Annotated in this window: 12 protein-coding genes; 1 reads left to right on the top strand and 11 read right to left on the bottom strand. The window is 60.1% G+C overall.

Annotated elements, in window-relative coordinates; all coding sequences use genetic code 11:
* Positions 1 to 20: 20 nt before the first annotated feature.
* The 4 genes from G7W63_RS04600 to G7W63_RS04585 all read right to left on the bottom strand — a co-directional run bounded on the left by G7W63_RS04600 (position 21) and on the right by G7W63_RS04585 (position 6,644).
* Entirely contained in the window at positions 21 to 3,209 is a 3,189-nt protein-coding gene (locus G7W63_RS04600; protein WP_166253826.1) for an efflux RND transporter permease subunit, read from the bottom strand.
* Positions 3,206 to 4,474 (bottom strand): efflux RND transporter periplasmic adaptor subunit, encoded by a 1,269-nt coding sequence (locus tag G7W63_RS04595; RefSeq protein ID WP_166253823.1) that lies wholly within the window; start codon positions 4,472 to 4,474, stop codon positions 3,206 to 3,208. The genes G7W63_RS04600 and G7W63_RS04595 overlap by 4 nt, the downstream gene beginning before the upstream one ends.
* Before the next feature lie 61 nt (positions 4,475 to 4,535).
* Complete coding sequence (locus G7W63_RS04590) at positions 4,536 to 5,288, bottom strand: 16S rRNA (uracil(1498)-N(3))-methyltransferase (RefSeq protein WP_166253820.1); 753 nt, start codon at positions 5,286 to 5,288, stop codon at positions 4,536 to 4,538.
* A 6-nt stretch (positions 5,289 to 5,294) separates the two neighbouring features.
* Positions 5,295 to 6,644 (bottom strand): adenosylmethionine--8-amino-7-oxononanoate transaminase, encoded by a 1,350-nt coding sequence (locus G7W63_RS04585; RefSeq protein WP_166253817.1) that lies wholly within the window; start codon positions 6,642 to 6,644, stop codon positions 5,295 to 5,297.
* Positions 6,645 to 6,866: 222 nt separating this feature from the next.
* Between G7W63_RS04585 and G7W63_RS04580 the strand changes: the two genes are divergently transcribed.
* The gene (locus G7W63_RS04580; protein WP_166253814.1) at positions 6,867 to 7,355 is read left to right on the top strand and encodes a DUF2505 domain-containing protein; all 489 of its coding nucleotides are present in this window, start codon (positions 6,867 to 6,869) and stop codon (positions 7,353 to 7,355) included.
* 23 nt (positions 7,356 to 7,378) lie between these two features.
* Here the strand turns inward: G7W63_RS04580 and G7W63_RS04575 are convergent, their stop codons facing one another.
* From G7W63_RS04575 to G7W63_RS04545, 7 genes are all read right to left on the bottom strand, one after another.
* Entirely contained in the window at positions 7,379 to 8,125 is a 747-nt protein-coding gene (locus tag G7W63_RS04575) for an amino acid ABC transporter ATP-binding protein (RefSeq protein ID WP_166253811.1), read from the bottom strand.
* A gap of 22 nt (positions 8,126 to 8,147) precedes the next feature.
* Positions 8,148 to 8,819: an amino acid ABC transporter permease gene (locus G7W63_RS04570; RefSeq protein ID WP_166253808.1), complete on the bottom strand. Its 672-nt coding sequence runs from the start codon at positions 8,817 to 8,819 to the stop codon at positions 8,148 to 8,150.
* A 77-nt stretch (positions 8,820 to 8,896) separates the two neighbouring features.
* Positions 8,897 to 9,655 carry a transporter substrate-binding domain-containing protein gene (locus G7W63_RS04565; RefSeq protein WP_166253805.1) on the bottom strand — a complete coding sequence of 253 codons (759 nt, stop codon included), beginning with the start codon at positions 9,653 to 9,655 and terminating at the stop codon, positions 8,897 to 8,899.
* 201 nt (positions 9,656 to 9,856) lie between these two features.
* Positions 9,857 to 10,726, bottom strand: coding sequence for a methylenetetrahydrofolate reductase [NAD(P)H] (gene metF, locus G7W63_RS04560; RefSeq protein ID WP_166253802.1), 870 nt, complete (start codon positions 10,724 to 10,726; stop codon positions 9,857 to 9,859).
* A gap of 42 nt (positions 10,727 to 10,768) precedes the next feature.
* Complete coding sequence (ahcY, locus tag G7W63_RS04555; protein WP_166253799.1) at positions 10,769 to 12,163, bottom strand: adenosylhomocysteinase; 1,395 nt, start codon at positions 12,161 to 12,163, stop codon at positions 10,769 to 10,771.
* A gap of 95 nt (positions 12,164 to 12,258) precedes the next feature.
* Positions 12,259 to 13,449 (bottom strand): methionine adenosyltransferase, encoded by a 1,191-nt coding sequence (gene metK / locus G7W63_RS04550; protein ID WP_166253796.1) that lies wholly within the window; start codon positions 13,447 to 13,449, stop codon positions 12,259 to 12,261.
* Between the two features lie 109 nt (positions 13,450 to 13,558).
* Positions 13,559 to 14,575 (bottom strand): ArsR/SmtB family transcription factor, encoded by a 1,017-nt coding sequence (locus tag G7W63_RS04545; protein ID WP_166253793.1) that lies wholly within the window; start codon positions 14,573 to 14,575, stop codon positions 13,559 to 13,561.
* Positions 14,576 to 14,647: the final 72 nt, after the last annotated feature.

Raw genomic sequence — 14,647 nt, 5'->3', positions numbered from 1 at the left:
CTCGCGTTCAGGGTGATGGGTCAGGTAGAGCCTTGCCCGGCATCATGTTGGGCGCCAGTGGTATTGTCAATGGCTCCCCCCGCCCGGATCTGGTCGGCATTTGGGCCAAACCGGCCGGCAATGTCTTCGATCAGTGAAAGCAGTACCGGTACCACCAGAAGGATCAGGAATGTACCCACGGCCAGACCGAAAGCGATGCTGGCCGCCATGGGCACCAGGAACTGAGCCTGCAGGGACGTTTCGAACAACAGGGGCAACAGGCCACCAATGGTGGTGAGGGAGGTCAGCAATACCGCCCTGAGGCGTTGGCAGGAAGCCTCCACCAACGCCTCGCGTACAGGCATGCCTTCCTCGCGCAATTCCTTGTAGAAGGTCACTAGTATGATCGAGTCGTTGATCACAATGCCCGAAAGCCCAAACATCCCGAACAGGGACAGGATGGTCAGGTCGATACCCAGCAGGAGGTGCCCCAGAATAGCGCCACACAGCCCGAAAGGGATGGCGATCATAACGGCGATGGGCCAGCTGTAGGCACCGAATACCCAGGCCAGAATAATGTAGATCATGGCCAGACCCAGAACTGCGCCGGCCATCATGTCGGAACCGGTTTCCCTCTGCTCTTCGGCCTTGCCCTTGAAATCGGCTTCAACGCCATAACGGCTGAGGATACCTGGCAGCACATCGTCCTGCAGGTCGGCAATCACCTGGTTGGCGTTGGTAATGCTGGTGTCCACATCGGCGGTAACGCTGACGCCGAGTTGGCCGTCGGTATGGCGAAGCAGCGCCAATCCGCGCCGGGACTCCAGCTCGATCATGTTATCCAGGGGGGCGGTGTCACCCGACGGGGTGACAATGGGCAGACTGCTGAGGGTGCGCTGGAGGTTGCGCTCCGCCTTGGGCAGCATGATGCGGACTTCGATTTCGTCATGATAGTCGTAGAAGACCTGCAGCAGCTGGCCGTCCAGGGCCGCCCGCATCTGGCGTCCCACATCCTCGATGGTAAGTCCCACGGACTGGGCCAGGGGTGTCAGCGAGAACACATATTGCTGTTTGCCCCAGGGCAGGTCATCCAGAATGTCATTGACTCCTTCGTAGTTGCGCAGCGCGTCCTGGATATCTTCCGCCGCCGCCTTAAGGGTGGTCGCATCGCCGCCGGACAGGAAAATGTCCAGGGGCTTGCCCGGTGGCCCGCCCTGGGGACTAGAAATGGACAACTGCTCGATACCTGCCGGTTTGGGCAACGCTTCCCGCCAGGCCCTGATGAATTCCGGGTTGCGGACGTCCCGGGCATCCGGTGTCACCAGCTCGACAGACACCATGGCGTACTGTTCACCCCGTTCCAGACCACGGCCGCCGTCGAATGAAGCCTGGTTAAGCCGCAACAGCGCCACGTCCACCAGGTCGGAGTCGGTCTTGAGCTGCTCATTGACCTGCCAGAGCGCGTCCTCCATCACCCGGCCGTAGGTTTTTACATCCGAAGGCGGCGTACCGGCGGCAAATTTCACACTGGCCACCAGGGTCGAGGTTTCCGGCGTCGGGAAGAAGGTGAACCGCACGTGGCCGGTGGCCACCAGGGCCAGGCTGAGGGCCAGAGCGCAGACGGTTGCGGTCAGCACGGTGCCGCGGTGGTCCAGGCTCCACTGGGCCACTGGACGAAACTGACGGTCCCGGAAATGATCGTACATGGCTTCGAGCTTGCGACGGGTGGCGCTCGGCTCCCGGTGCTGGTGTTTATGGAAGCTGGCGCGCAGGTGGCCGGGCAGAATCAGGAAGCTTTCCACCAGCGAGGCGATGATCACGCAGATCACCACAAACGGAATGTCCCGCAGAATCTGCCCGATAATACCGCTCACCATCATCAGCGGCAGGAAGGCTGCCACCGTGGTGAGCGAAGAGCTCAGCACCGGCACCAGCATGCGCCGGGCACCGCCCTCTGCTGCTTCGAGTGATCGCTCGCCACGCTGGTAATGGGTCATGGCGTCTTCCGCCACCACAATGGCATCGTCCACGATAATGCCCAGGGCCATGATCAGCGCAAACAGGCTGATCATGTTGATGCTGCCGCCATTGAGCCAGAGCACGGCGAGGGCGCCCATGAAGGAAATCGGGATGCCGGCGGCCACCCAGAAGGCAATGCGGCCGTTCAGAAAGATGAACAGGATGCCCACCACCAGAATCAGCCCGCTGATGCCATTTTTCAGCAGCAGATTGATGCGGTCCTGTATCAGTTCGTACTGGCGGTCGAAAGGCAGCAGCTGCATGCCCTCGGGCAGGGCCGGGCGGGTCTCCTCCAGCCAGTCAAGCATGGTGTCAGCGGATTTAAGGGCATCGGCCGACTCGGTGCGCTGCAACTGCATGAGCACCGCCGGCTCGCCCTGATAGTAGATCTCCACACTGTTGTCTTTGGGGCGTAGGCTGATGTCCGCCACATCTCCCAGGGTAAGTCGTTGACCGTCCGCCGTGGTTGCAATGGGCATGCGGGCGAAATCGTCGACGCTGCGGCCTTTTTCCAGGCTGCGTATTTCCCGCACCGATTCTTCCTCACCCACGGTCCCGGCGGGTATGTCCTGGCTCTGGCTGATCACCCGCTGGCCCAGGGACGGCAGGGCCATCCCCAGTTCAGCAATGGACGCACTGCTGACCTCGATGGCGATTTCCCGTTCCGGCAGGCCCGTCAGCTCGACCTTGGCGATGCCCCGGTCCAGCAGTTCCTGTTCATACTGGTAAGCCAGCGGTCGCAAGGCTTCCAGCCGCACCGGGCCGGTCAGCACCAGGGTGGCGATGGGCTCGTTGCGGACGATCTTGGTGATTTCCGGTCGCTCGGCGTCCGAAGGGAGATTGCGGACAAGCCCAACCAGCTCGTTGACCTGGTCCAGGGCGATGCCCATGTCGGTATTTTCTTCGTACTCAATAACAATGCTGCTGAAGCCCCGGGACGAGGTCGAGCGCATCTCGTCAACGTTATCCAGGTTCCGCAGTTCCTGTTCCAGCGGAGTGGTGATTGAGCGGGCGACGTCTTCCGCACTGGCCCCGGGCCAGACCACCCGCACGGTGATGAAGTCGGTGGCGAAGGTGGGGAAGAACTGCCGGTTGAGGTTGGCCAGTGCATAAATGCCGGCCAGCAGCAGGATGAGCATCAGCAGGTTCGCCGCGACCTTGTGCCGGGCAAACCGTCCCAGCAGGTCCTCCCGGTGAGGCACCGGCGTCACGCTCCCGGCTCCGGCTCGATAACGTCAACCTTAAGCCCACGCAGGGCGTTGGGCAGTTGGGTCGTCAGCAGACGGTCACCGCTGGTGAGCTCCTCTGACTGAATCAAGAGCCGCTGGGACCCCTGGTCGAACCGGTCGCCAACAGGACTGACTTCAACCGGTTCCAGGCGTCCGTCGGTGATCCGGTAGACCGTGCTGGAATCGTAGAGGGCTGACACCGGTACGCTGAAGGTGTCGGCTTTTGGCGCAAGGTCGAGGCGCAGGTCCAGGGTTCGGTTGAGCGTAATGGCCGGCAACTGCTCCCGAAAGCGGAACAAGGCATCGACTCCGCCTGCGCCAGCATTGACCTGGCCGCTGAGGCGGTGCAGATTTAGCTCGTGGGTTTTGCCCAGCAGCTCTACCGAAGCACTCAGGGAACTGCCGGCGGCCAGAGCCTGGCGGGCGTCCTCAACCCACCGCATGGGGATCTGGGCCCGAACTTCCAGCCGGTCCGTGGCGTAGAGGGCCACCAGCGGTTCACCTGCCCGTACCCGCTCGCCGGGGCTGACCTGAATGGAAGTCACCACCCCATCGAACGGTGCCTTCACGCGGGTGCTTTCCAGGTCCATGGTGGCCTGGTCCACCAGGGCCCGGGCGCTCTGCAGGCGGGCATCCAAAGACTGAAGACGACTGTTGTGGTTGGCTACTGCCAGGCGCCGGCTGATCAGGGAGAGCTCGGCACTCTGCAATGCCTGCCGGGCCTGATCTGTTCGCGAGCGACTGGTCAGGTTGGACTCGGCCAGGCTCTGCTCCCGCTCAAGGGCGCGCCGGGTAATGGCAACCAGTTCCTGCTCCCGTTCGACGAACTCCTGGTCGGCCTGGTACTGGTTCTTTTCAGTTTCTTTCTGGGCCAGCAGTTCGTCCACTTCGGCCTGGCGCTGGGCCAGCAACAGCTTCACTTCGGTTTCGTCGAGGGCCACGATCAGTTCGCCAGCACTGACCTCCTGGCCTTCCAGTACCGGTATCGCTTCTACATTGGCGGTCACGGATGAGGTCAGGGTAGAGCTGTAGGGGGTTTCAACCCGGCCCAGAAGTCTGAGCTGGGGTGACAGCTCATCGGCCTCAAGGATGGTGACCCGAACCGGCCAGGCCCGTTCTTCCGCGACTTTCTCGGGTGGTGTCGGCCGCAGGGAGGCAAACAGCCAGATCAGCAGCACGGTGAGGCCGATCAGGACCAGCGGGACCACAAAGCGCTTGCTGCGTAACCAAAACCGGGATGAAGCCACGGGGCTGTTCCTGTCTCGAATTCAATGGGGCGAGCACTGCCGGGAGGCGATCCCGGCAAGCTCACGGATTATAGTCGCCGGGCTGGCCGCCGTCCCCCCACAGCCACTGGCATAAAGCCAGAGCGGCCACCGGGGCCGTCTCGGTACGCAAGACTCTCGGCCCCATTGCGGCCGGCAGGAAGCCTGCGGCCTCGGCGCCGGCGATCTCGCTTTCGCTCAGGCCGCCCTCCGGTCCGACCAGCAGGGCCAGGCGCTCTGGCCGGGCGAGGGACGCCAGGCGTTTCTCGGTGCGATGGTGCAGAACCAGCCTGAGGTCGCAGCTCTGGCTGTAATCAAACCAGTCGGCCAGGCTGCGCACCGGCTCGATCGAAGGAACCACAGCGCGTCCGCACTGTTCGGCTGCGCTGATCGCAACGCCCTGCCAGTGTTTCAGGCGCTTGTCTTCACGATCGCCTTTGAGTTTCACCTCGCAGCGCTCACTGACCAGCGGCACGATAGTCGAGACCCCCATTTCCACGCTTTTCTGGATCGCGTAATCCATGCGGTCGCCTTTGGAAATCACCTGGCCAAGGACCACTGTCAGCGGCGACTCGAGCTCATTGGGCTGACTTGGTCCCAGCTCTGCAACTACCTCCTTCTTGCTCACCTCGCTCAGGGTTGCGGGGTAATCGTAGCCATCGCCGTTGAACAGCACCACCATCTGGCCGGGCTGCATGCGAAGCACCTTGGCCACATGCTGGGTGGCAGCCTCATCCAGAATAATACGACTGTCCGAAGCCAGGGGCGCCGGCGTGTATATGCGTGTCACTCTCATGCCTGATCAGTCCGTGGTCGCAATGTCGATGCCTTCAGTGGCCACTTGCGCCAGATGACGGATCTCGTCCTCTGTGATTACATAAGGCGGCATGAAATAGACCACGTTGCCCAGGGGCCTCAACAGCGCCTCCCGGGTCAGCGAATGCTGGTACACCCTCAGGCCACGGCGCTCCTGCCAGGGGAAGGGTGTTTTGTCGGCCCTGTTTTTGACCATTTCGATGGCCAGGGTCATGCCGTGCTGGCGGATGTCGCCCACATTGGGGTGATCGGCCAGGTGGGCCACTGATTCCGCCATGCACCGGGACAGCGTTCGGTTCTGCTCGATCACATTGTCATCACGGAAAATGTCCAGAGTGGCCAGTGCAACTGCGCAGCCAATGGGATTCCCGGTATAGCTGTGGGAATGCAGGAAGGCCCGCATGGTTTCGTAATCGTCATAGAAAGCGTAGTAGACGTTGTCGGTAGTCAGTACCACGGACAGCGGCAGGTAGCCGGCGGTCAGACCCTTCGACAGGCACATGAAGTCCGGCGTGATGCCGGACTGCTCGCAGGCGAACATAGTACCGGTGCGGCCGAAGCCAACGGCGATTTCATCGGCAATCAGGTGCACACCATAGCGGTCGCAGGCCTCCCGCAACTTCGTGTGATAGATCGGATGGTGCATGCGCATGCCGCCGGCGCACTGGATCAGCGGCTCCACCACTACGGCACAGATCTCTTCATGGCGTTCGGCGAGAAGCGTGTCCATAGCCTCGAACTGGCGCAGGGCGTAGTCCTCTTCGGATTCCCCGACTTCGCGGTTGTACGCGTCAGGTGAGGGCGCGGTGATCACTTCCATCAGCAGCGGCTGGTAGGTGTCCTTGTAAAGGCCCACATCACCGAGCGCCAGGGCGCCCAGGGTCTCACCGTGGTAGCTGTTGCCGAGGTTGACGAAATTCTTCTTGCCGGAACGGCCCTGGTTCTTCCAGTAGTGATAGCTCATTTTCAGGGCGGCTTCGATGGCAGAGGAACCGTTGTCTGCGTAGAAACACTTGCTGAGCCCGTCCGGGGTGACTTCGATCAGCCGCTCGGAAAGATTCACCACCGGTTCATGACTGAAACCCGCCAGAATAACGTGTTCAAGCTGCTCGATCTGATCCCGGATGGCGGCGTTAATGCGGGGGTTGGCATGGCCGAACAGGTTGACCCACCAGGAGCTGACCGCATCAATGTAGCGATTGTTCTCGAAGTCCTCCAGCCAGACACCTTTGCCGCGACGAATGGGTATCAATGGGAGCGACTCGTGGTCCTTCATCTGGGTGCAGGGATGCCAGACGGACTTGAGGTCTCGGGCGACCAGGTCGGCGTTGCGCATGGTGACTCCTGTTAGTGGATCGCTGTTCAAGCGGCCCATGATACTGGTGCCGGGGTCAGGTATGCCAGTACTAACCGGTACCGGGGTGGGCACTGTGCTGCCTACTCTGCCGGGTTGGCGACGGCGGCCTGACTGCCATGCCCGTAACCGGCGCAGGCACGGCCAATGCGGTGGTATGCAGCTCCTTCCACAATCCGGTTATCGGTTCACTGGAGGTGCAAAATGCAGCTGGAAATGACACACAAGTATGACAACGGCCTCGAGCAGGTGCTGGGCGCTTTTTTTGATGAAGGCCATATTCGGGAAAAAAACCAGCGACTGGGATCCCGCAACGTCCGGATTGCCGAGCTGACCCGGGACGGTGGCTCGGCCAAGCTGGTGGTGGAGCGGGAAGTGACCAGTTCGGTTGAGGTGCCGGGTGTGTTGGCGTCCTTTCATCGCGAATGGAACCGCGTGCGACAGGAAGAGCACTGGTTTCGCAAGGACGACGGCGAGTGGCACTGTGAATTCCGCGTTCGCATTGATGGCGTGCCCGCAAAGATCAAGGGCAACATGCGACTGCAGGGATCAGACAACACCTGCACCAACCAGGTTACGCTTTCGGTGCGCTGCGATGTGCCTCTGCTTGGCAAAAAGCTGGCAAAGTTTCTTGTGGAGGATTCCCGCCACAAAATCGAGCGGGAGTATGGTACTACCCGGGAGATGCTCTAACCTCCCCGGGCAGCACCACGGTTTCAGTGCTTGAGCACCCGGGCCAGGAAGGACTGGGTCCGTTCGTTCTCGGGGTTGTCGAACACGGCCTCGGGCTTGCCCTGCTCAACAATCTGGCCCTCGTGGATGTAGATCACCCGGTCAGCCACCTCCCGGGCAAAGCCCATCTCATGGGTGACCACCATCATGGTCATGCCTTCCTTTGCCAGTTCGCGCATGACATCCAGCACTTCGCCGATCATTTCCGGGTCCAGAGCGGAAGTGGGCTCATCGAACAGCATCAGTCGTGGGTCCATGGCCAGGGCCCGGGCAATGGCCACCCGTTGCTGCTGGCCGCCGGAGAGCTGGGACGGGTACTTCTCCGCCTGGTTGGCAATGCCGACGCGCTCCAGCAGGGCCATGGCCCGTTTTTCGGCTTCGGACTGGGAAGCATCCTTGACCTTCATGGGGGCCAGCATGACGTTCTTCTTAACTGTCAGGTGGGGGAACAGATTGAACTGCTGGAACACCATGCCCACCTGTTTGCGGATGATGGCAAGCCCTTTCTGGCTTTGGCCTTTCGGTGCCAGGGGCTCGTTATCCACTACCAGTTCCCCGGAACCATACTCTTCCAGGCCATTGACGCAGCGGATCAGGGTTGATTTGCCCGAGCCACTGGCGCCAATGATGACCACCACTTCCCCAGGCTCAATGCTGAGATCGATATCCTTCAGGACATGAAGATCACCGAAGTGCTTGTTCAGGCCCTGCATTTTTACAATGTGAGTCATCGCAGACGCTCTCTCCAGTTAATCAGGTAGATGCTACACCGCGCCTTTCCAGTAACCGCAGCATCAATGACAGGGACAGGGTGATGCACAGGTACATGATGGCCACGACGAAATAGACCTCAAAGGCGGTAAAGGTATTGGCGATGTACACCTGACCCTGGCGCACCAGCTCGCCTACGCCAATCACCGAAAACAGCGAGGTATCCTTGATGCTCACGATGGCCTGGTTGCCCAGAGGCGGAATCATGCGTCTGAACGCTTGGGGCCAGACGATGGACCAGAAGGTCTGGGTGCGGGAAAGACCCAGCGACAGCCCGGCTTCGCTCTGGCCGCGGTCAATGGACTGGACACCACCCCGGACAACTTCCGAGATATACGCACCTGAGTTCAGGGCGATGGCTGCGATACCCGCGGTCAGCGGGTCGATAGGTCCGCCGATCAGGTCCGGCAGGCCATAGAAGATGAACAGTACCTGCACCAGGATGGGGGTGCCCCGGAAAATCTCGATATAGGCCGTGGCCGGCCAGCGCAGGAACCATTTTTTATTGATGCTCAGCAAACCGAAGAAAATACCCAGCATGAAGCCGATGGCAAGGCCGCCAAAGGAGATCAGAAGGGTATAGGGAATGCCTTTTAGCAGGAACGGGATCGAATTGATGGCCGCCTGCCAGTCAAACTGAAACTGGAATTCCACAGTTCGGACTCCCTGCCGAAGGTGAGAAGTAAGGCGCCGGGCCAGGCCCGGCGCGGGACAAAGTCTTTACCCTGCCGTTACTCTTCTTCGGGCATTTCGCCGAACCACTTCTCGTAGATGTCCTTGTAGGTGCCATCTTCCTTCATGCTGGCCAGGGCTTTATTCACATCTTCGACCCACTCGCTGCCGTCTTTCAGGGCGATGCCGTATTGCTGGCCTTCATACAGCTTGCCAACGGTCTTGACCTTGCCTTCGCCCTTGGTGCTGGCGAAGTAGCCGACATTCGGTGCGTCGTAGAAGACGGCATCCACATTGCCGGACATCAGCGCCATGTACATGTCGGAGCTGCCGGGGTAGGGGGTTACACCGTCGTTATCATCCAGTTCCTTGGTCAGGAAGTCGTAGCTGGTGCTACCGATCTTGGTGCCGACCTTCTTGCCTTCCAAGTCTTCCAGCTTTTCGATGTCGTCGTTGTTCTTGCGGACCAGGATGCGAAGACCGGAATCGTAGTAGGGGTCAGAGAAATCGACGATTTTCTCACGCTCTTCGGTAATGGTAATGCCGGCGATGGCTATATCAACATTGCCAGTTTGAAGTGCCGGAATGATACCGTTGAAATCCATGGTATTGAGTTCATAGTCGAAACCGGCCCGGTCAGCGACTTCAGCAATGATTTCCATGTCGAAACCGATCATCTCCTCGGTCTCCGGGTCCATCATTTCGAAGGGAACAAAACTGGGATCCGTCACCACCCTGAGTTCTTCCGCATTCAGGGCCGTGGTACTCACGCTCAGGGCAACGGCGGCGCTGAGGGTCTTAAGCCATTTGCTTTTCATATTGTCTCCTTGACATTTTTTGGGCGCCCCTGGGGTAGATGTTCGCGGGGCGACGGCTTGTTGGCAGCAGGTGGCTGCTGGTAACAGTCTAGACTATGGACAGACCAGGGCCAGAAAATCAAATAACAGGGCCTTTTCCGAGCCCAAAAAAAACGCCAGCATCAGCCGGCGTTTTTAAAGTCAGAGCCCGAAACAGGACGGTCAGAACGCGATCTTGTCCCGCTGGCCCAGCCCCAGGTTGTTCCAGATGTTAATGCTGGGTTCCACCTGGTTCAGGGTATAGAAATGCAGACCCGGCGCACCGGCTTCCAGCAACTTGCCGCACATGTCGGTGAGCAGTTCCTCGCCGAACTTGCGGATGCTGTCGCTGTCGTCGCCATAGGCTTCCAGTTGCTTGCGAATCCAGCGCGGGATCTCGGCACCACACATCTCGGAGAACCGCACCAGGTTGGAGTAGTTCACGATCGGCATGATGCCGGGCACCACGGGAATGGTTACGCCCATTTTCTCCAGCCGGTCAACAAAGTAGAAGTAGCTGTCAATGTTGAAGAAGTACTGGGTAATGGCACTGTTGGCGCCAGCCTCCACCTTGCGGGCAAAGTTTTTCAGGTCTTCTTCGGCATTGCGGGCCTGGGGATGGAATTCCGGGTAGGCCGCCACTTCTATATTGAACGCGTCGCCGCTGTGCTGGCGGATAAAACTGACCAGGTCGTTGGCGTAACGCAACTCACCGGCTGCCCCCATACCCGAGGGCATGTCGCCCCGAAGGGCGACAATCCGGCTGATGCCATGCTCCCGGTACAGGTCCAGCAGTTCAGCGATACTTTCCCGGGTCGAGCCGATGCACGACAGGTGCGGCGCCGCCGATATGCCCTGCTTGTGCAGGCTCAGGACGGTATCCACGGTCCGGTCGCGGGTGGACCCGCCGGCACCGAAGGTGACCGAGAAAAAATCCGGGTGAACCTCTGCCAGTTGGTCCCGGACAGCCTGGAGCTTGTCCCGGCCCTTGTCGGTCTTGGGCGGGAAGAACTCGAAGCTGAACCGGCGCTTGAACTGCTTTTGAGATTGCATGGCTTCGCTCTCGCTTAGTACTTGTAGACTAGTACTTGTAGATTAGTACTTGTAGGACTCAGGCTTGTAGGGGCCTTCCACCGGTACGCCGATGTACTTGGCCTGATCCGGGGTCAGTTTGGTCATGACGCCGCCAAACCCCTCCACCATGGCCCGGGCCACTTCTTCGTCCAGCTGCTTGGGCAGAACCTGAACGTAGACTCCCTTGGCACGCGCATCTTCCGGCAGGTCGGCAAACTTGCGCTCGAACAGGTGCATCTGGGCCAGAACCTGGTTGGCAAAGGAGCCGTCCATGATCCGCGACGGGTGACCGGTGGCGTTACCCAGGTTCACCAGACGGCCTTCGGACAGCAGGAGCAAAAAGTCGTTGGCGGCCTTGTCGCGGTAGACCACGTGCACCTGCGGTTTGACCTCGTCCCACTCCCAGTTCTTGCGCATGAAAGCCGTGTCGATTTCGTTGTCGAAGTGGCCGATGTTGCACACCACGGCGCCGGCCTTCAGGGCCTTCAGCATGTTGGAGTCACAAACATTAACGTTGCCGGTGGTGGTCACCAGCAGGTCAGTGTTCTGGAGAAGCTCCCGGTTGATGCCGGCTTCGGTTCCGGTGTTGATGCCGTCCTTGTAAGGGGACACCACTTCGAAACCGTCCATGCACGCCTGCATGGCGCAGATCGGGTCGGCTTCGGTGATCTTCACGATCATGCCTTCCTGACGCAGGGAGGCAGAAGAGCCCTTGCCCACGTCGCCGTAGCCGATGACCAGCGCTTTCTTGCCGGCCAGCAGGTGATCGGTGGCGCGCTTGATGGCATCGTTCAGGCTGTGACGGCAGCCGTACTTGTTATCGTTCTTGGACTTGGTGACCGCGTCGTTCACGTTAATAGCAGGCACTTTCAGGCTACCTGCGCGAAGCATTTCCTGCAGGCGGTGAACCCCGGTAGTGGTCTCTTCGGTGACACCATGGCACTTGCTCAGGATTTCCGGGTATTTTTCATGGAGCAGGGCAGTCAGGTCGCCGCCGTCGTCCAGAATCATGTTCGGCTCCCAGCCGGCTACATCGGCGCCGACGGTACGCTCAAGGCACCACTCGTATTCTTCGTCGGTCTCGCCTTTCCAGGCAAATACCGGAATGCCCTGGGCGGCGATGGCGGCTGCCGCGTGGTCCTGGGTAGAGAAGATGTTGCAGGAAGACCAGCGCACGCTGGCGCCCAGCTCGATCAGGGTTTCAATAAGAACGGCGGTCTGGATGGTCATGTGGATACAACCCATGACATTGGCGCCCTTCAGCGGCTGCTCGCTCTTGTAGCGCTGGCGCAGGGCCATCAGGGCCGGCATCTCGCCTTCGGCGATGGAGATTTCCTTGCGGCCATAGCCAGCCTCGGAAATGTCACGGACCTTGTAGCCTGCAAAGCTTTTCAGTTGTTCTGCTGGAGTGCTCATGGTGGTGCTCCTCAGTGTTGAATCTTGTGGGCCGGGAAGCGTTAGCCGCTTCCGGCTCTTAATTTGGCTTTTGAAGTCAGGGGCCCGATAGACGTTTAAACGCCCGCAGCGTCCTTCAGTGCAGCAGCCCGGTCAGTCTTCTCCCATGGGAAAGCGATAAAGGTCTCGTTCCCTACCGTCATTTCATAGGGCTCACGGCCGAAGTGACCGTAGGCCGAGGTGGCGCGATACATGGGGTGCAGCAGGTCCAGCATGCGGGTGATGGCATAGGGGCGCAGATCGAAGTGATCGCGGACCAGGTTCGCCATACGGCTTTCGCTGATCTTGCCAGTACCAAAGGTGTTGATGGAGATAGACGTAGGCTGTGCCACCCCGATCGCATAGGAAATCTGGATCTCGCAGCGGTCCGCAAGGCCGGCGGCGACGATGTTCTTGGCCACGTAACGGCCGGCGTAGGCAGCCGAGCGATCCACCTTGGACGGGTCCTTGCCGGAGAAGGCACCGCCACCGTGGCGGGCCATACCGCCGTAGGTATCCACAATGATCTTGCGACCGGTCAGGCCGCAGTCACCAACCGGGCCGCCGATCACGAACTTGCCGGTGGGGTTGATATGGAATTGGGTGTCCTTGTGGAGCAGCTCGGCCGGAATCACGTGCTTGACGATCAGTTCCATGACCGCTTCCTTGAGGTCGTCCATGGACACGTCTTCGTCATGCTGGGTAGACAGCACGATGGCATCGATGCCGCTGACCTTGCCATTCTCGTAGCGACAGGTGACCTGGCTCTTGGCGTCCGGGCGCAGCCAGGGCAGCAGGCCGCTCTTGCGGGCCTCGGCCTGACGCTCGACCAGGCGGTGGGCGTAGCAGATCGGCGCCGGCATCAGCACGTCGGTTTCATTGCTGGCGTAGCCGAACATCAGGCCTTGGTCACCGGCACCCTGGTCTTCCGGCTTCTGGCGGTCAACGCCCTGGGCAATGTCCACTGACTGCTTGCCGATGATGTTGATGACGCCGCAGGTATCGCCGTCAAAACCGACTTTTGAGGAGGTATAGCCCACATCCTTGATTACAGAGCGAACCAGGTCTTCCAGATCTACCCAGGCGGAGGTGGTGATTTCACCGCCAACAATGGCAACACCGGTCTTGACCATGGTTTCACAGGCGACCCGGGCGTTGGAGTCCGATTCCAGAATCTTGTCCAGGACGGCGTCGGAAATCTGGTCGGCCAGTTTATCCGGATGGCCTTCAGAGACCGATTCGGAAGTAAAAATGCTGTAATCAGACATGCGGTTTTGCTCCTCTGTGAGCGGTTAAGATTGAGCCTGTCAGTTGCCTGTGTAACTCAGCGGTTTCTATGTATATCAAAATGTTTTGATATGTAACTATACGTATGTCTCAGCTGGCGCCAGAGACCTTCCAGAACTCCCGGACCTGCACCTGGAAGCCGTTGCGCAGGCCTATAAACAGAGTTTCACCCGGGGTCAGGCCGGCTTCGGTGGCCCAGGCGGTGAGCTCCTCGGGCTCGAACCCGAGCCAGAGGTCGCCGCAGTTCTCGGTCGCCCATTCCTGGCCGTGCCGGCACAGGTCGCTGACCACCAGGCAGCCGCCGCCATTCATCAAGGCAGCTGCATCCAGAAGTATGTCCGCCGGGCTGGGTACGTGGTGCAGCACCATGTTGGCGACCACCAGGTCAAAGTTGTCGCCCCGGGCCAGCAGGGTGTCGGTCACCCCTTCTATAAGGTCCACGTTATTCAGCTTTTCTTTGATACATGTGCGGGTGGCCTTTGCAAGCATGTCCCGGGAGTTGTCCAGTGCCACCACGTGCGGACAGATCCTCGACAGTACCGGCAGGAAGCCACCTTCGCCGGGGCCGATTTCCAGAGCCGACTGCCAGTTCTGGCGGGCAGCCCGCTGCTCAATCAGTTCCGCCACCGGCCCGGCATAGAGCTCAAACGCCGCGATCAGCTCCTGCTGCTCCCGGAACTGCTCCGCATGGCGGGCAAAGAACGCCTGGGACTGGCTTGCCCGCTGGGACCGGATGGCCTGTATCCGCAGCTGCAGGTGCTCGGGCAGCGGTATCCTGTCCACCATGGTGAAAATCTGCCGTATGGTCTGGTCCGCCAGTCTGGTGATTTCCAGATGCACCGGGCGCCGGTAGAAGATGGCGTTACCTTCCCGCTGGGGCTCCAGCAGTCCCGCCTTGTGCAGCACCTTCAAATGATGACTCATGCCGGACTGGCGCATGTCGAATAGCTGACTCAACTCCAGTACCCCGAAGGTATCCCGGCGTAACACCCGCAGGATCTCCAGGCGCAGGGGATCGCCACTGGCCTTGTAGATCGGGGCCAGTACATCGGCAGAGGATGGCTCTGCGGACGTCGTGGGGGCTTCTTTGGCGGTGAGATTGGTCATGGGAAGAGAGTGTAGTGGCGAGAGACGGGTCGATCAATAGCAATATCAAAATAATTTGATATAGTTCTCCGG

Source organism: Marinobacter salicampi (assembly GCF_011074795.1).
Classification (GTDB): Bacteria; Pseudomonadota; Gammaproteobacteria; order Pseudomonadales; family Oleiphilaceae; genus Marinobacter; species Marinobacter salicampi.
The sequence above is the reverse complement of the archived record's forward strand: the minus strand, read 5'-3'. Positions and strand labels throughout refer to the sequence as shown.